At 42.7% G+C, this 17,514-nt stretch carries 15 protein-coding genes; 13 read left to right on the top strand and 2 right to left on the bottom strand.

What is annotated here, in order from left to right:
- Positions 1-51 precede the first annotated feature (51 nt).
- The 11 genes from ACP69X_RS02445 (at position 52) to ACP69X_RS02395 (ending at position 13,203) form a co-directional block, all read left to right on the top strand.
- Positions 52-1,068: a sugar kinase gene (locus ACP69X_RS02445; RefSeq protein WP_426052389.1), complete on the top strand. Its 1,017-nt coding sequence runs from the start codon at positions 52-54 to the stop codon at positions 1,066-1,068.
- The gene (locus tag ACP69X_RS02440) at positions 1,040-1,639 is read left to right on the top strand and encodes a bifunctional 4-hydroxy-2-oxoglutarate aldolase/2-dehydro-3-deoxy-phosphogluconate aldolase (RefSeq protein WP_073978898.1); all 600 of its coding nucleotides are present in this window, start codon (positions 1,040-1,042) and stop codon (positions 1,637-1,639) included. The genes ACP69X_RS02445 and ACP69X_RS02440 overlap by 29 nt, the downstream gene beginning before the upstream one ends.
- A gap of 120 nt (positions 1,640-1,759) precedes the next feature.
- Complete coding sequence (locus ACP69X_RS02435; protein WP_041087967.1) at positions 1,760-2,215, top strand: GNAT family N-acetyltransferase; 456 nt, start codon at positions 1,760-1,762, stop codon at positions 2,213-2,215.
- Between the two features lie 69 nt (positions 2,216-2,284).
- Positions 2,285-3,286: a sugar-binding protein gene (locus ACP69X_RS02430; protein ID WP_041087969.1), complete on the top strand. Its 1,002-nt coding sequence runs from the start codon at positions 2,285-2,287 to the stop codon at positions 3,284-3,286.
- The gene (locus ACP69X_RS02425; RefSeq protein ID WP_426052388.1) at positions 3,283-4,725 is read left to right on the top strand and encodes a histidine kinase; all 1,443 of its coding nucleotides are present in this window, start codon (positions 3,283-3,285) and stop codon (positions 4,723-4,725) included. Before ACP69X_RS02430 ends, ACP69X_RS02425 begins: the two co-directional genes overlap by 4 nt.
- Entirely contained in the window at positions 4,719-6,137 is a 1,419-nt protein-coding gene (locus ACP69X_RS02420) for a response regulator (RefSeq protein ID WP_073978901.1), read from the top strand. Before ACP69X_RS02425 ends, ACP69X_RS02420 begins: the two co-directional genes overlap by 7 nt.
- Positions 6,138-6,239: 102 nt before the next feature.
- Complete coding sequence (locus ACP69X_RS02415; RefSeq protein ID WP_073978902.1) at positions 6,240-7,505, top strand: ABC transporter substrate-binding protein; 1,266 nt, start codon at positions 6,240-6,242, stop codon at positions 7,503-7,505.
- Positions 7,506-7,560: 55 nt separating this feature from the next.
- Positions 7,561-8,532, top strand: a complete 972-nt coding sequence (locus ACP69X_RS02410) for a carbohydrate ABC transporter permease (protein WP_175297114.1) — start codon at positions 7,561-7,563, stop codon at positions 8,530-8,532.
- Positions 8,529-9,350, top strand: a complete 822-nt coding sequence (locus tag ACP69X_RS02405; RefSeq protein ID WP_041087976.1) for a carbohydrate ABC transporter permease — start codon at positions 8,529-8,531, stop codon at positions 9,348-9,350. Before ACP69X_RS02410 ends, ACP69X_RS02405 begins: the two co-directional genes overlap by 4 nt.
- Before the next feature lie 147 nt (positions 9,351-9,497).
- Positions 9,498-10,448 carry a mannose-6-phosphate isomerase, class I gene (gene manA / locus ACP69X_RS02400; RefSeq protein ID WP_041087977.1) on the top strand — a complete coding sequence of 317 codons (951 nt, stop codon included), beginning with the start codon at positions 9,498-9,500 and terminating at the stop codon, positions 10,446-10,448.
- A gap of 124 nt (positions 10,449-10,572) precedes the next feature.
- Positions 10,573-13,203, top strand: coding sequence for an N-acetylglucosaminidase (locus ACP69X_RS02395; RefSeq protein ID WP_426052387.1), 2,631 nt, complete (start codon positions 10,573-10,575; stop codon positions 13,201-13,203).
- 17 nt (positions 13,204-13,220) lie between these two features.
- On the opposite strand, the gene ACP69X_RS02390 is transcribed toward ACP69X_RS02395, so the two are convergent.
- Positions 13,221-14,411, bottom strand: a complete 1,191-nt coding sequence (locus tag ACP69X_RS02390) for a CDP-glycerol glycerophosphotransferase family protein (protein ID WP_052468256.1) — start codon at positions 14,409-14,411, stop codon at positions 13,221-13,223.
- An 11-nt stretch (positions 14,412-14,422) separates the two neighbouring features.
- A complete protein-coding gene (locus tag ACP69X_RS02385; protein ID WP_041087979.1) occupies positions 14,423-15,193 on the bottom strand; it encodes a WecB/TagA/CpsF family glycosyltransferase in 771 nt (256 codons plus the stop codon).
- A 359-nt stretch (positions 15,194-15,552) separates the two neighbouring features.
- On the opposite strand from ACP69X_RS02385, the gene tagD reads away from it, so the two are divergent.
- Both tagD and ACP69X_RS02375 read left to right on the top strand, forming a co-directional pair.
- Entirely contained in the window at positions 15,553-15,942 is a 390-nt protein-coding gene (gene tagD / locus ACP69X_RS02380; protein ID WP_008343212.1) for a glycerol-3-phosphate cytidylyltransferase, read from the top strand.
- A gap of 97 nt (positions 15,943-16,039) precedes the next feature.
- A complete protein-coding gene (locus ACP69X_RS02375) occupies positions 16,040-17,506 on the top strand; it encodes an alpha-glucosyltransferase N-terminal domain-containing protein (RefSeq protein WP_426052386.1) in 1,467 nt (488 codons plus the stop codon).
- Positions 17,507-17,514: the final 8 nt, after the last annotated feature.

Raw genomic sequence — 17,514 nt, 5'->3', positions numbered from 1 at the left:
TCTCTCTTTTTCAACTAATTTGAAACCGATACCAAGAGAGGGGAGAAATGAGTGAAAGCATTGGATGCGGTCACATTTGGGGAATCAATGGCGATGTTTTACGCAAAAGAAGCCGGAGAGCTTCATCAAGTGCATACATTTCAAAAGGCGCTTGCTGGTGCCGAAAGTAACGTGGCAGTGGGTTTGGCGAGGCTAGGTTTTGATGTGGGATGGATGAGCAAAGTCGGAGCAGATTCACTTGGCACATTTATTTTAGAAGAGCTTCAAAAAGAAGGGGTCGATACAAGTGCAGTGATCCGTTCAAATGATGGGGCTCAAACAGGGATTTTACTTAAATCAAAAGTGATGGATGGAGACCCTGACGTCACGTATTATCGTAAAGGCTCTGCTGCGAGCACAATGAGTCCAAGCGACTTTCCCGCCAGCTATTTCAAACAGGCAGGACACCTCCATATGACAGGTATTCCGCCTGCATTATCCAGTGAAATGAGAGCGTTTTCTTTTTGTGCTCTTCAAGAAATGAAAGCAGCGGGCAAAACCATTTCATTTGATCCAAATCTTCGACTTCAGCTATGGGAAGAAGAGGAAGATATGATTCAGACGGTGAATCATATCGCTTCGCAAGTGGATTGGCTTTTTCCAGGGCTTGCAGAAGGACAAAGACTCACGGATTGTCACGAGCCAGAAGAGATTGCAGATGTTTATTTGCAAAAAGGCGTCAAGCTAGTGGTCATTAAGCTAGGGGCAGAAGGTGCCTTTTATAAAAGTGCAGCCGGACAAGGAGTTGTGAATGGATTTTATGTGCAGGATGTCGTAGATACAGTCGGAGCTGGTGATGGATTTGCAGTGGGGGTTATCAGCGGCTTGCTTGACGGCTTATCAGATGAAAAATCCGTGACAAGAGGCAATGCGGTTGGGGCACTTGCAGTGATGTCTCCTGGCGATAAGGATGGACTGCCTACCCGAGAGGAGCTTCAAGCTTTTATGAAAGAAGCCAAGCGATATCAAAGGCGGGATTACATGAAAGGGGATGAGAGATATGGGAAAGTCAGCAAGTTTGAACGTTAAAAAGCAGCTCGCGTCTTGTAAATTGATCGCAGTGGTGAGAGCGGGTAGTGAAACAGAAGGCATTGAAATGATTGAGCGTTTAAAGAAAAAAGGGGTCCGTGCCATTGAAGTGACGTATACCACGCCAAATGCTGAACGCATTATCGCATCCTTTCAACAGGAGCAAGACCTCGTTGTAGGAGCGGGAACGATTACGACACTGGAGCAGGCACAATCAGCTGTTGAGGCAGGCTCACAGTTTATCGTCAGTCCAGGATATCTTCCTATGATTGGAGAACATCTCTCATTTTACGACACACTCTATGTACCAGGGGTTCTCACCCCGAGTGAAATCATGCAGGCGAAAGCAAATGGCTACGGCTTGCTCAAGCTTTTCCCAAGCGGCTCCTTCGGTTTATCCTATATGAAAAACCTGCAAGGTCCATTTCCAGAGATTGAATTTATTCCTACGGGCGGCATTCATCCAGCTGATGTTCCGAAGTGGCTTCAAGCAGGCGCGGTGGCTGTCGGTGTCGGAAGTCAGCTTGAAAACAGTACAGCAGAGGAATTACAAGCCGTTCTTTCCTCATAAATACTTGTAAAACGAACAAACAATTGGCTCATAGATGCCAGTTGTTTGTTCGTTTATCTGACATAACAGCAGATAACCATTCAACTCTTCACGTACAATAATCTGGAAGGAGTGATGGAAATGTATATTCTACAAGATGAACTTACGGATGGACGAATTGATCAGCTGATTACTGCACATCTAGAAGAAATGAAGAAGCATTCGCCGCCAGAAAGCATTCATGCCCTTCCATTAACTGATTTAAAAAAGCAGGATGTCACCGTGTGGAGTGTGCGAGATGGAGAGGAGCTTCTTGGCTGCGGAGCGTTAAAGGAGCTGTCAAGTGAACATGGGGAAATCAAATCGATGAGAACCGCAGCCCTCCATATGCGAAAAGGTGTAGCGAGGTATATGCTGAATCATCTTCTCCAAGAGGCAAAACGGCGTGGCTATTCACGAGTCAGCTTAGAGACAGGGGCAATGGCTTTCTTTGAACCAGCAAGAAAATTATATGAGAGCGCTGGATTTCAGTATTGTCCGCCTTTTGATACATATCAAGAAGATCCAAACAGTTTATTTATGACAAAGGAATTATAGAGGTCGAGAGAGTATGCTTATAAGCAGCTCTTTTTTTTATGCGGAAATAGTGAAAAGGAGGAGGATAAGGTGAAATTATCTAAGTGGATCGGAATAGGCGCATTTCTCACATTTTGTGTGGTCTCTGTCATCTTTTTAACGTTATTAGGTCAAGATTTACTTAAAGTTGAAAGCGCTTCCGATAAAGAGGCGCCAACGTATCAATATCATTTTGTTCTTGTACCGGAGGAACTTGATAACGAATATTGGCAGCTTGTACAAAAGGGAGCTGCTGATGCGGCAGACGTTCATCACGTGTATCTAGAATATTTAGGCCCAAAGCAAGCGGATGTAGACGATCATCTGAAAACCATTGATATGGCGATCGCTGGGCATGTTGATGGCATTATGACGCAGGGACTTGATGCGAAAAAATACAAACCGCTTTTTCAGAAGGCGAGGGAAAAAGGAATTGATGTCGTCACCGTCGATACAGATGCAGAAGGGAGCAAGCGTCAAGTGTATGTAGGAACGGACAATTACTATTCAGGCTTTATCGCAGGGCAAGCACTCATAGCAGATACGAAAGGTGAACAGTATGTAGGAATTGTCACAGGCAGGCTGGATGCCATTCATCAAAAGCTGCGCGTCAAGGGCTTTCGAGATGCCGTCTCTGCTGAAAAACGCATTCATATTGCTGGAATAGAAGAATCAGCCATTACGAAGTCAGGGGCCTCAGGTGCAGCTTATAAACTATTAAACGATCATGCGAAGCTCACCGCATTTTATGGCACAAGTGCATTAGATGGTGCAGGCATCATTCAAGCAATCGCACAGTACCAATCATCCACTGATTTTTATGTGCTTGCATTTGACACATTGCCTGATACGATTCAGGCGCTTGATGATGGAACGATTGATGCCGTGGTCGTGCAGCATCCTTATGAAATGGGCTATCAAGCGGTTGAATCGCTTGTTCGTTTGCAAAAAGGTGAAAAAGAAGAACCTCTTCAGTACACGGGAACGAGTGTGATCCGGCGCGGGGATCTGCCCCTTCAGCAAACAGACAGAAAGCAGGGGATGCAGCCATGAGAAAGATTCGAAGTAAGCTGTTATTGGCATTTTTAACCCTTGTGCTTCTTGGCAACGTAGCTGCTTTTTTTGTCTACTGGAGCAGTTCAAAAATCACATCAGAATATAGCAGGAGCTTCCGTTCTTTTCTGCTGCTCAATGATATATCGACAGAAGCGAAAACGATGTATGAAAAAGTCAATGCCTATGCCATTGAAAAGGATCGGAAGTTTGCCAAAGAATACATTACGTCAAAACAGAAAATGAAATCCTACGATCAAGCGCTGCGAAAGGATGCCGGGCTTCATGCTGCGATTCCTTCTATTGAAAAATATCAATATATGATATGGACGCTCATCAATGAAAGTGATGCAACCATGACACATGTAAAAGAAGGGAAAATCGAAGAATATGCTGCAAGTGTGAAGGAAGTGAGAACCGTCTCCTCCTATATACAAGAGCAGACGATGACCCTGCTTGATGATGAATTATCTGAATATCAAGTACTCTATCAATCTCTTCAAAAAAGACATCAAACCTATGCGCTCTTTACCTTGTGTCTGTTTACGTTATCAATCGGGGTCGCATTATTGATGGCTTATATGATTGCTGGCGGGATATCAAGACCCATCGTTCATCTGTCCCGAAGCGTAAAAGAAGTATCAGAAGGAAATTTTGATGGATCGAATTTGCATGTCACCTCAAAGGATGAAATTTCTGTTTTAAATGAAGCCTTTCAGCGAATGCGGCAAGAGATGAAAATGATGATTGAAGAGATCAAACAAAAGGCAGCATTGGATCAAAAAATCAAAGACATGAAGCTAAAAACGCTGCAAAACCAAATGAACCCCCATTTTTTATTTAACACATTAAACATCGTTTCGCGGATGGCTTACTTAGAATCAGCGGAAGCGACATCGAGGTTGATTCAATCTGTTTCCACGCTGATGCGGTATTCGCTGTCTGCTCTGAGTACATCCGTTACATTGGAACAAGAAGTGAAAGTGGTGAAAGAGTATTTTCATATACAAGAAACGAGGTTTGCCGATCGTATTACATGCAAAACGTCCATTGATGAATCATGTTTATCTGTACATATCCCAAGTCTCACCTTACAGCCGCTTGTCGAAAATGCCTTCATTCATGGCGTCGAACCAAAGGAGGAAGAGGGACTTGTCGAGCTCTCAATCTATCAAGAAGGCGGCTATGTGATGATTCGGATTCGGGACAATGGGATGGGCATCAATGAATTGGAGAAAAGAAGATTGCTGTCAGAAAAAGAAGAGGAAGATCCGAACATACTGAGTAAAGGCCACTCGACAGGAATTGGTCTTCGAAATGTGATGTCAAGACTGCGTTTGTTTTACGGGGTACAGGATGCCCTTCAAATTGATTCAAAGCCAAACGAAGGCACCACCATACAATTGGCTATTCCGATGAAGGAGGGATCGGCATGCTGAACGTGCTGATTGTTGATGATGAAAAATTAGAACGACTAGCGATGCGGAAATTCTTAACCGAATGGTTTCCAGAGTGTCATATAGCAGGAGAAGCGGAAAATGGAAAGAAGGCGGTTGAATTCGTGCGATCTGAGCCCATTCATCTTGTGCTCATGGATATCCAGATGCCTGGCATGGATGGACTGACGGCGATCAAACAGATCAAAGCAAGCAGTCCTCATACAAAATTCGTTATGCTGACAGCCTACGATACATTCGATTACGCCAAGCAAGCGATGCAGGAAGGGGTGAAACAATACCTGGTCAAACCAGCTGACAAAGACGAAACTATCGCAGCCATTCGATTTGTAGCAGCAGAAATAAAGCTGGAGGCGTCTCAGAGGCAGGCGGCAGCGGCCGATCAGCAGTCAAAGTGGCTTGAAGCCCATATCATGAACGGCCAATCCTATACCTCCATGGAGTTTCAACAACTATTTTCCGAATATGAAGCAGGTCTTATCATCGCGGTGCAGCGGACGGGCGGGGATCAGCTGTTGAACGATTTACTGAAATCTGCACAATTTCATACGGTGCCGATTCAGATGGGGGGTGAACTGTTTACATGCTTCATTTATAGTCAGCAAGGACCAGGTCAGCTTAAGGCAGAGTTGCTGCAAGCCATTCGAGCTGCCATGACAAACGGTCAGCCTTCACCTGTCGTTGGCATAGGGCACCCAGTCTCAAACCCGCTTCATCTTCAGAAAAGTGCAGCAGAGGCGAAGCTTTCCTATTATCAGCGAAAAAAGAGTGGTGGCGTTGTTCGTTATGGCTTTTACCAAACAGACATAAAGCCCGATCCATTGATTCATCTGCCGGAGCTTGCAGACAGCATGATGCAGGCGCTCGAGGAAGGGAGAAGAGAGGATGCGCTGGCTTTATTTGATGCCTTTCAATTAGAGGGGGCGACGATTTCACAAGTAAAGGAACTGCTGATTCTCTTCAAATCACGTCTCCGTACAGATCTATCGATATTGACAATCAGCACCGCAGCTGAATGCCGTCAGTGCTGTGAACACCTATTTGACGTGTATGAAGCGAGAACCCAGACCATCAATGACATTGAGCGGGCAAAACGTTACATCAAAACGCATTATTGTGAACAGATCACACTTGAGCAAACAGCCGCTTATGTTGATTTAAGTCCAACCTATTTCACAAAACGATTTAAAGACGAGACGGGTCTGACATTTAAAGAGTATGTGACAACCTGCCGACTGGATAAAATCAAAAAGCTCCTCAAAGACAGCTCGCTTAGCTTAAAAGAAATTACCTATCAGGCAGGATATACAGATCCTAATTACGTCAGCCGTGTGTTTAAGAAGATGGTCGGCTGTTCACCGAAGGAATATCGAAAACAGGCCGTAAAAAAATGAAGAATTTCATAAAAAAGTGAAGAAGTTTGCCTGAAAAAAAGCAAGGATCTGCCATTATACTTATTTTGATAACGCTTACAAAATAGGGATGGGGGATCAATAATGAAGGTCAAATTAGGCTTTACACTGCTGGCACTCTGTATGCTTATCGTCACTGCTTGCAGTTCATCGACGAACTCAGAGGCAAAAAAAGAAGGCGGAACGGAAAAGCTCGAAATTTTCTCTTGGTGGACAGGAGCGGGTGAGGAAGACGGGCTGAAGGCACTCATCCAATTGTTTGAAGAGAAGAATAAAGACATTCCAATTGAAAATGCAGCCGTCGCAGGTGGTGCTGGTACGAATGCAAAGGCTGTTCTGACTAGCCGTATGCAGGGGAATGATCCGCCTGCTACGTTTCAAGTGCATGGCGGGGCGGAGCTGAATGAGAGCTGGGTCGCGGCAGGCAAAATGGAGCCGCTGAATGATTTATATGAAAAAGAAGGCTGGAAAGACAAATTTCCAAAATCACTGATTGATCTTGTCAGCAAAGATGGAAAAATCTATTCCGTGCCAGTGAACATTCACAGGGGCAATGTGCTTTGGTATAACAAAAAGGTATTTGATGATGCAGGCTTAGAGCCGCCAACAACATTTGATGAATTTTTCAAAACAGCAGATGCATTAAAGAAAAAAGGGATCACACCACTTGCACTTGGAGATAAGGAGCCTTGGGCAGCGACTCATTTGTTTGAAAGTGTGTTGCTGGGTGTATTAGGGGCAGATGGTTATCAAAAACTTTGGGATGGCGACATGAAAATGGATGACCCGAAAGTGAAGGAAGCGGCAGACATCTTTGGACGGATGCTCGAATACGTCAATGATGATCACAGCTCACGTAACTGGCAGGATGCCTCACAGCTCGTGGCAAAAGGGGAAGCAGCAATGAATGTCATGGGTGACTGGGCGAAGGGGTACTTTGTGAATGATCTTGATTTGAAGGTGAATCAAGACTTTGGATTCACGGCGACTCCTGGAACGGAAGGAAGCTTTATGGTGATCACCGATACATTCGGACTGCCAAAGGGTGTGAAACAGCCAGAAAACGTGAAGAAATTCTTATCTGTTTTAGGATCTGTGGAAGGACAGGATGCATTTAATCCGCTAAAAGGATCGATTCCAGCACGTGTGGATGCAGACGTATCAAAATATGATGAATACGGAAAATCGGCGATGAAGGCATTTAAAGAGTCAAAGCTGGCGCCGTCTCTTGCTCATGGCTCAGCTGCTGAAGAAGGGTTTGTGACAAAAGCGAATCAAGCCGTCAATATCTTCGTGACACAAAAAGACAGCAGCCAGTTTGTTTCATCTTTAAAAGATGCAATGAAATAAAGACGAAAGAGGCGGCGGCTAGGCACCGCCTCTTTTTTAAAAGGAGTGTAGCTTCATGCGCATGGACACATCGCCGATGACAAAAACATCTATGCCCAAGGTCAAACGTATGCGGAAAAAATGGAATGGAGACCAGCTGCTGGCGCTGCTCTTTTTAGCCCCTTCAGCGATTTTATTATTCATCTTTGTTTACGGCTTTATTGGCTGGACAGGATATGTGTCATTATCAAACTGGACCACGCTTGTTCCTGATTTCTCATTCGCAGGTCTTCGCAATTATGCCATGCTGTTTCAAGATTTCCGCTTTCAGTCAGATCTTCGAAACACGGTCTTTTTTACTCTATTTTTTATTGGGGCTGTCATTGTCTCTGGTCTTGCACTTGCAATTTTACTAGATCAGAAGATCAAGGGGGAATCTCTTTTTCGGAATTTATTCTTCTTTCCGATGGCCCTTTCCTTTGTTGTCACAGGGGTTGTTTGGCAATGGATTTTAAACCCGTCAACAGGGGTGAATTTATTTTTGAAAACGCTCGGTATCCAGCCTAAATGGTACACGGATACGAATATTTTAGCCGGATTTGTTTGGGGAAAAATTGAGTTTGGTGTACCTGCGGCCATGATTGCCGTCGTGATTGCAGCTGTTTGGCAAATGACAGGCTTCTCTCTGGCGATGTATTTGGCGGGTCTCCGAGGAATTCCAGAGGAAGTAAGAGAGGCTGCTAGAATGGATGGTGCAACGGAGTGGCAGATTTACTGGAAAATCATTTTTCCTCTTTTAAAACCGATTACTGCAAGTGTTGTCATCATCATGGCTCATATTTCATTAAAGATTTTCGATTTGATTTACTCGATGACAGGACCGGGTGCGAACTTTGTCACGGATGTCCCGGGCGTGTATATGTTTGAAATGACCTTTAGAGGAAACCATTATGCAGGCGGTGCCGCCATTGCGATTGTCATGCTGATCTCTGTTGCGGTCTTTATTGTGCCATACCTCCTGTCGAGCCGGAAGGGGGCTTCATCATGACAGCCAGACAGTTTGTCCGTCCAGTTCTTTATGCTTTATTGATTTTGTGCAGTCTATTTTTTTTGATGCCAGTTTATGTCATGCTCGTCACTAGCTTGAAGCCATTAGGTGAAGTCACCCTTGAGCGAATGTGGTCGCTGCCATCTACCATCGATTTTTCAAGCTATCAAATCGCGTTTGAAAAGCTGGCACCCAATTTAATGAATTCTCTTTATCTAGTCATTCCTGCTACTTTATTGTCAGCTGTATTAGGTGCAATGAATGGCTATGTCCTATCAAAATGGCGTTTCAAAGGATCAGAAGTCGTCTTTACGCTGATGCTGTTTGGGATGTTTATTCCATATCAAAGTATTCTAATTCCACTTATTCAATTTTTGCGTGAAGTCGGATTGTATAATTCAATTCCAGGGCTTGTGCTTGTCCATGTCGTGTACGGACTTCCGATCACAACACTCATGTTCCGAAATTTCTATGTGAGCATCCCAGATGAAATGATTGAATCGGCGAAAATGGATGGCGCAGGTTTTATCGGGATTTTCAGACATATGATTCTTCCGCTTTCGATCACAGGATTTGTTGTGGTCGCCATTTGGCAGTTCACAAATGTGTGGAATGAATTCTTATTTGCAGTCACGATGACCACTGCGGAGCATCAGCCGGTGATGGTTGCCTTGCAAAATCTATCAGGCAGTCAAATTGTGCAATGGAACGTCCAAATGGCAGGAGCGATATTGGCTGCGCTGCCGACACTACTCGTCTATATTCTTCTTGGAAAATACTTTGTCAAAGGGCTTCTTGCAGGCTCTGTCAAAGGGTAAAACAATTTTTGTGTTATCGTTTTCATTCGGTGTACTGAAAGGATTGACTTCTCTTTAGATAGCGTCATAATAAAAGTTGAGACTTACTAGTTTTCATCAAGCTAGGCAAGGATTATCAAAGGGTAGCAAAGGGAGGAGTCATCCTGAATGAAGCAGTCACCAATTTTTTTACTGCCTGAATTGAAGGAGAGAATATGGGGAGGTACAGCCTTAAGGGATCAATTTGGCTATGATATTCCTTCTGATCAAACGGGAGAATGCTGGGCAATTTCTGCTCATCCAAACGGACCAAGTGTCGTGCAAGACGGTCCATATAAAGGGAAAACGCTGATCGAACTTTGGGACAATCATAGAGAATTGTTCGGGGGGATAGAAGGCGATCGCTTCCCGCTTTTAACCAAAATTTTAGATGCAAACCAAGACTTGTCCGTACAAGTTCATCCAGATGATGATTATGCGGAAAGACATGAAAATGGCGAGCTTGGAAAAACAGAGTGCTGGTATATCATTGACTGCAAAGAAGGAGCGGAAATGATCTATGGGCACAATGCAAGAACAAGAACTGAGCTTGTCACCATGATGAATAGCGGAGATTGGGAAGGTCTTTTGCGGCGGGTGAAGATTAAGCCTGGTGATTTTTATTATGTGCCAAGCGGTACCATTCATGCGCTTTGCGAAGGAACACTTGTCCTTGAAACGCAGCAAAGCTCAGATACAACCTATCGCGTATATGATTATGAACGAAAAGACCAGGATGGCAACGAACGTGAACTTCATTTTGCGCAAGCCATTGATGTCACAACGGTTCCTCATGTAGACGGTTATGCAGATGAATCAGTTGAAACACGCCAGGGAGTTACCATACGTACATTTGTCGAAGCAGAATATTTCTCTGTGTATAAATGGGAAATTGATCAAAAAGTAGAGCTTGCGCAGGATTATCCGTTTTTGCTATGCAGTGTGATTAAAGGAGAAGGGTCTTTAGAGCATGACGGAAACACATATCCACTGCCAAAGGGCGCTCATTTTATTCTGCCGGCTGAAACAGGAAGCTTCTCAATTGAAGGATCTTGTGAACTGATTGTGTCGCATATATAAGGCAAAGAGGACTTCGAGGGGGTCCTCTATTTTTCTATTGCATAAATGACTTGAAAGAGTACTTGTTTTTGTCGATAAAGAGATTAGTAGACTATTATGCAAAGTTAAGAGAGGGACAGGGAACGTGAAAAAAACCATCAAGATTATGTTACTCGCAGCTGCCTTTGGTATGACATTACACACGGGTAAAGAAGCACAAGCAGCCTCCTATGTCGACCAATCCATTTATACGATGAACACCACAAAGGTATTTACAACAGAAGCAGAAGTGAAAAAAGCAGTGGAAACACTGAAGAAGGACAAAAAGTGGACAGCCACTTACCAAACCTCAGGAAATACGTCGAGCTATCAGCTCACTGCCTCAGGATATGAGTCACAAGCAGCAGCGAGTGCAAGTGCAGCTGCATTAAAAAAAGAGGTGGGCATGAGCGGTACGGTGTCTCCAGTAGGTGACCGCCTTCCTTTACAAAAGATCGTATCTGACCCAGTCAATGATGAAAGTCAGGCGAAAAAGCTCTCACTTGAGCTAACAAAAACATCTGGGCTCAATAGCTCCTATGAAGTCATCAATCAAAGCAGACCTTCCTATCAGGTCATATCAGGAACCATTGATTCTGAAACGAAAGTGAAAAATATTCAAACCGAGTTACAAAAGCAGGCAGGCGTCACCAGTACATACCAAACAGAAAACAAAGCTGGCACTGTATATCAGCTGATTTCAAGCGGTATTGTTGGACAAAGTAAGGCAAATACCATTCTGCAAGGTTTTCAAAAGGCATCCGGTTTAAAACCAGTGCTTCAAACGGTGACAGCGGGTAAGCCGTATTACATCGTCACATCGGCTGCACAAGCGAGCCAGTCGAAGGCACAGACACTCCTTACTCAGCTGCAAAAAGAAGCAAAGATCAGCGGGAAGATTCAAAAGACAGGAGCCTTAAAAAATGTCTACAGCTTGGAATCAGGCTATTTCAAAGACAACAAACAAGCAGCTTCAGCTGCGGCTCAAATTAAGAAGCAAGCCGGTGCTGCAGGTACTGTGCAGCGAGTGGGAAAAACAAAAAATTATATCGTAAAGCTCAATCAATTGAACGATACAGCTTACGCAAAAACGATAGCTTTTTTCAAGAAAAAGAAATGGCGCTACACGTCCAAAAAGATTTCTTCTACACAGCTATATCAAGTAGTGACGGGGAACCTTTTAGGAGATGATCAAGCGAAAAAAGCAGCAGCTTTCTTCCAAAAGAAAAAAGTATCTGCGACAACGAAAAAAACAGGCAAGGTATCAGACAGCACATATCGACTCGTCGTCAATCAAGCAGTAGACCAAGCGAAAGTGAATAAAGGTGCCGCATACTTAAAAACGCAGAAGGTGACAAGCAGCATCAAGACAAGTAAGGGACAGGCTGTCAGCAAAACATATAGTCTTAAGACAACACCTGTATATGAACAAACTAAAGTGAAGCAGGCTCAAGAGATCATCAAGAAAAATGGCATTGCCAGCAGTACAAAAACGCTGACAGAAGCGGTCAAGCAATACCGTATCACGACAGAGCCGACAGTGAATCAGACAAAACTGAATCAAGCACTCAGCTATTTGACGAAACAAAAAATGAAGGCTGCTGCACAAAAAACAGGCGCAGTCGATTATGCTCAATATCAGATCAAAACAGGTGCCATCTCAACAGCGGCACTGCGTGACCAAGGCATGGCATTTTTCAAAAAACGGAATGAAACCGCTGCGTATACAACAACAACGAAACCAACTTACAAAATCAACATTACGCAGCAATTTACAGGATTACCAACTGTAAATGCAGCCATTGCATTTGTGAAAAGCCAATATGGCTGGACAGCCACAGCCGTAAAAATTAAAAATGGCCCAATGGTCATGCAAACGAATTATAACCTCACTGTCAATGAGATGGTAAACAAACAAATGAAGGTGTCACCACAGACAGATGGTGCGGCCTATGTTTATGCAGCATATGTAGACCAAGCAACATCGACAGTGAATACGGATGGCTTAAATGTCCGTTCTACACCTGATTCGAGCTCTGCAAGCAACATTGTGGCACAGCTGAATAAAGGAGCAAAAGTGAAACAGCTTGGAAAAGAAGGAAACTGGATCAGGATCAACCTCGGCTGGAGAAATGCAAGTGCAGCAGAGGTGCAAAAATATGTAGATCCAGCCAATATTGCAGAAGGTACGCAATCTTATTTTCAATTTCTGAAACTCTCTGAAGCTGCGAATCTCAATCCGGCAGAGGTTAATACAAAGATTTTAGCAGGCAAAGGGATTCTTGCGGGTAAAGGACAAGCCTTTATTACAGCAGCAAAAACGTATCATATCAACGAAATTTATCTTATTTCTCATGCGTTGCTTGAAACGGGTAACGGAAGTTCCATTTTAGCGAATGGTACAATGTTTAATGGAAAGAAAGTATATAACATGTATGGCATTGGCGCATATGACAGCAATCCGAATTTTCTCGGTGCAAAGTATGCGTATGAACAGCAATGGTTCACACCAGAGGCAGCGATTATTGGCGGGGCAAAATTCATTGGCAACAGCTACATCAATAATGCGACATACAAACAAGATACGATTTATAAAATGCGCTGGTCTGCTACAGCAACTCATCAATATGCAACAGATATTGGCTGGGCTTCTAAGCAAGTCACTCGTATGTATAGTTTGTATAACCTGCTTGATGACTATACGCTCTATTACGATATCCCAGTGTATAACAAATAAAAAAACGTCCGTGCTTCCTATTGAGAAGCCGGACGTTTTTTTTGTAAGAGCAGCTGCTGTTCAATGAATGAAAGGAGCTGCTGACTTGATTGTCCCTTTGAATATTGGTTCCATTCCTCAGCAAAGGTTTTGATTTGTTCTTTATTGGTTGATACGTTTAGGTGTAAAAGCTCCTGCAAAAGCATGTTTTGAGTAACGCAAGCCTTTCCAGGAATGATGTCTTCATACCGATCAACTAAGCCGCGTTTCTCCCGGTAAGTGTCTAAGTCATAAGTGAAGAACAAGACAGGCTTTTCGAGCAGTGCATACTCAAACACAATCGACGAATAATCTGTCACTAGGACATCACAAGCACAAAGCAATGTATAGAGCGGCTGATCGGACACATCAAATATCCATTCACCGTCTGTTTGTGCTTTTGCTAAATGTTTGACTGCAGGATGAAGCTTGACGAGCAGAATATAATCGCCATTCAGCTCAGTTTGCAATTGCTCTTTTGAAAAAGGCAGGACAAGGCTGTCCATTGCAAAGTCTCGATAGGTCGGTGTATAGAGCAGGATCTTTTTCCCTTTTGGGATATCATTCAGCTTTAATGAAGGCCGATGCTGTTCATAGTACAGATCCGTCAGTGGTACACCAGTTTGTAAAAAGCGTTCATCATTGGCCCCGAACGAAGTCTTGAAAATCTCACGCATGTGATCTGAGCCTGTCACGATGTAATCAAAAGAAGCATAGACGCGTTTGAAGCGTTTGATGTCACGGGGACTTCGTTCAGAATTTGAAGCATCTTCAAGCCCGAACTTTTTCAAAGCGCCATTGGCATGCCATACTTGAATACAGGTGGTAGAAGGCCGTTTTCTAAGCACACTGGTCATGAGAAAGTAATTATCCGTCACGACAACCTTGCTTTTAAACATCGTATACATACATTGAATGAGATGGAGAGGATTTTTTTCATGAAAATAGCGAAATGACAGATGAGGCCCGTCCTTTTCTATCGCAGAAGCATGCTTCGTATAGAGGACAGTAAGCTTCATTGTCATGTTCGCCTGTTGTTGATAAGTATGAATGAGAGCAGCCGCATTCTCTTGGAATGAAACAAGCAGCGTCACCTGGTTTTCACGCGGTTTCACGCCGCTCATCAGCCAACCAATGAAAGAAATAAAAGCTGCGTAACATGAAATCATCATTGAGCGTATATTCAACATTTGTCAGTCTCTCACAGCTGCTTCGTCTGATCCTTTACTTGCTCAGGATAGTAACGTTTTTTTCCTTTGCTTTCCTTCAATACGGCAAAAGCGTACTTAGGAATATTCAGCATTCGTTTCCATCTCCATGGATTCACAATCAATCTATACAGCCATTCTGTATTTGTCTTAATCATCCAGCGTGGTGCACGCTTCACCGTTCCGCTAAATACATCAAAGCTTCCGCCTAAACCGATGCAAACAGCCTGCGGGAATAAATGGCGGTATTCGTAAATAAAGTTCTCTTGGTTTGGATAACCTAATGCAACGAACACCATATCAGGTTTCGAGCGCGCGATTTGCTTTGCTACGAAACGTTTATCGGCTTGATAGCCGTCACAGCTTCCGGCAAGGATCACATTTGGATATTCCGTATCAATTCGCTGTTTCACAGCCTCAAGCACTTCTTTTTTCGCACCATATAAAAAGATTCTTTTAGACTGCTTGTTTGCTAGATCAAGCATAGACATGAAGACATCAAAGCCGGCAATTCTTGACTTAAGCGGACTTTGGGTCATGCGAGACATCAATACGACGCCTACACCATCCGGCAGTACATAATCCGCAGATGAGACGACTTGATGGTACGCATGATCTTTCATGACGGCATAGCCTATCTCTGGATTAACAGTCGCAATCATGGCGCCTCTTCTCTGAGAAATATGATGCTGATTCATATAGCTGATAAATTCATCTAAGTCGCCGTTTACATAAGAAAGGTTAGAGACCACTTCTGTTTGCATTGTTTAGACCTCCTTTTTATCTTGTTATCTATGAACGTTCATTGTAAATTCATTCTTCACCTACTCATCATTTTATCACAGATGCTCCATGAATTATTAACAATAACTTTACAAACCTTTAAATTTCGTGACATTTTCATCAATTCATATGGATGATACTCTGTAAAACATTGATTCCTCGGACTTTCCCTCCTGCACCCAATAAATTGGAAATAGTTTGTCTTTACATCCACTTAACGTTTGGTGGGCGCTGTGATATAATGAGGTTCCGAAGAGCGAATCGAATATCACAGAATTACGGATAAATTACTGCACGAATGCAGTCGAATAAGGATTGAAGAAAGGAGTTTATGTTTGCAATGAAGAAAGTTATTACTTACGGTACATTTGATTTATTACACTGGGGGCACATTAAGCTGCTAGAGCGTGCAAAGCAGCTCGGAGATTACTTAGTGGTGGCCATCTCTACAGACGAGTTTAATTTACAAAAATCAAAAAAAGCTTATCATAGCTACGAGCATAGAAAGCTGATTCTTGAAACCATTCGTTATGTAGACGAAGTCATTCCAGAAAACAGCTGGGATCAAAAAGTCCGTGACGTGCAAGAGCACGATATCGATGTGTTTGTCATGGGAGATGACTGGGAAGGTAAATTCGATTTCTTAAAAGAACATTGCGAAGTCGTATACTTGAAGAGAACAGAAGGCATCTCGACAACACAAATTAAGGAAGAAATTGCGGGACTTTAATAGATCGAAAAAAAGTACTTCTTATCTTTTGGTGAGAAGTACTTTTTCATGTAAAATACAATGAGCAAGTCATCATTATTTTTAAGGAGAGCTTCCTTTGTTTCAAAATTGGATGAAGAAAAAAGTTGAAGATACATTGGATCAATCTGAACAACATGAAACACTGGCATCAGTGGACATGCCTGATATGGACTACTACTTTATTATGGGTGATGTGCCAAAACAGGATGAGGGCTTAACGAAGTCTTTAAAGGCAAGAATAGAACCATTAGCTGATCAACATAAACGTACTGCAATTTTAACTTTGAATTATGATGTAAATATGAAGGAACGTATTCACCGCATGGAAGAAATTTTTTCTCCTGAGGTTGAGATCTTGAATGTGTATGAACACTATATTCTACCGGAAAGCGGAAGTAAAAGACGTTATTCGGAATTTATTGTCGGTGAATCATCGCATTCGATCAATGAAGCCGTAATTCCAGCAGAAGAATCCAAGATTCAGGTGACGAGATATGAACGGTCTTCTTCTCCCATTTGTTATATTGAACAATATAATGAAGAGCGGCAATTGGTGAAAAGGGAAGAATATAATTGGCAGGGCGTTTTATGCAGAGTACAAAGTTTTGTTCCCCATACAGGTGCACTATACTTGGAGGAATTGATCAATGACGATGGCAGTATTTATATGGAGTTCATCTACCATGGAGATGTAAAAAAGAATCCAGTTCGGCATATTAATTGGTATAAAAAAACAGGAATTCAAACATTTACAAAGAAGACGGATATTAAACAATTATGGCTATCCAGTATTCAATCCCAAAATGACCGTTTGAAATTGATGATTACAGAGGACCGGGATCAAGACCGCCACCTGTTTAAAATCGATCAGCCTGAAACAACATATTACGCTGCATTTGTGCATCATGCACATTATGAAGAAGATCTGCATCAAATCAATTCTCAATATGGAGAATTATTTAAACAAATAAGAAAACAGCAAGTGGATGCTGTCTTTTTTGGGGATACTAAGCATAAAGAAGATGTTGAGAAAGTCTTGGGAGAACAAGCTTATTTTTATCTTGTTCCTTCTGACGAAGAGACTGTTTGGAATACGGCCATTCATCATATGCTCGAAAATCGTAAGCATAAAGATGAACTGAGAGGAATCGTGGACCGTATGAAATGGGTCCTGCGTGATTTAAGCTCTGAGCATCATGTTCTTCACCTTCAACTCGATGTAAAAGATGAAATGAGTCATGCGGATCATGTGCAAATTGATTTTGCAGGATATGATCGAGTGAATGGAGCTGAAATCATCTCTCAAACAATCGATGAAAACCATCTAGTCAGCTTCCCAATCGGCCATTTTCAAACAAAGAAAAACATTGAAATCAATCAAACGAAATTTGTGGATTTTTACATTCGTTTTAAAACAGTAGAACTTCAAGAGGTTTTGCAGCGTCTAGAAATAGAAGGTGAGCTGCTTACGAATAAACCATCGTCTATCGATGGATGGTCATATCAAACGAAGCAAGGAAACTATTCTTGGAAAGTGAATTAGCCATATAA

The organism is Bacillus sp. DC4300-2b2, from assembly GCF_049895685.1.
Taxonomy (GTDB): Bacteria; Bacillota; Bacilli; order Bacillales; family Bacillaceae; genus Bacillus; species Bacillus safensis.
This window is presented reverse-complemented; position numbering and strand designations above follow the sequence as displayed.

Coding starts and splice junctions, on each gene's coding strand:
- ACP69X_RS02405 (WP_041087976.1), top strand. CDS start 8,529: ATGACAGCCAGACAGTTTGTCCGTCCAGTTCTTTATGCTTTATTGATT.
- ACP69X_RS02415 (WP_073978902.1), top strand. CDS start 6,240: ATGAAGGTCAAATTAGGCTTTACACTGCTGGCACTCTGTATGCTTATC.
- ACP69X_RS02385 (WP_041087979.1), bottom strand. CDS start 15,193: ATGCAAACAGAAGTGGTCTCTAACCTTTCTTATGTAAACGGCGACTTA.
- ACP69X_RS02440 (WP_073978898.1), top strand. CDS start 1,040: ATGGGAAAGTCAGCAAGTTTGAACGTTAAAAAGCAGCTCGCGTCTTGT.
- ACP69X_RS02390 (WP_052468256.1), bottom strand. CDS start 14,411: ATGTTGAATATACGCTCAATGATGATTTCATGTTACGCAGCTTTTATT.
- ACP69X_RS02420 (WP_073978901.1), top strand. CDS start 4,719: ATGCTGAACGTGCTGATTGTTGATGATGAAAAATTAGAACGACTAGCG.
- tagD (WP_008343212.1), top strand. CDS start 15,553: ATGAAGAAAGTTATTACTTACGGTACATTTGATTTATTACACTGGGGG.
- ACP69X_RS02410 (WP_175297114.1), top strand. CDS start 7,561: ATGCGCATGGACACATCGCCGATGACAAAAACATCTATGCCCAAGGTC.
- ACP69X_RS02435 (WP_041087967.1), top strand. CDS start 1,760: ATGTATATTCTACAAGATGAACTTACGGATGGACGAATTGATCAGCTG.
- manA (WP_041087977.1), top strand. CDS start 9,498: ATGAAGCAGTCACCAATTTTTTTACTGCCTGAATTGAAGGAGAGAATA.
- ACP69X_RS02425 (WP_426052388.1), top strand. CDS start 3,283: ATGAGAAAGATTCGAAGTAAGCTGTTATTGGCATTTTTAACCCTTGTG.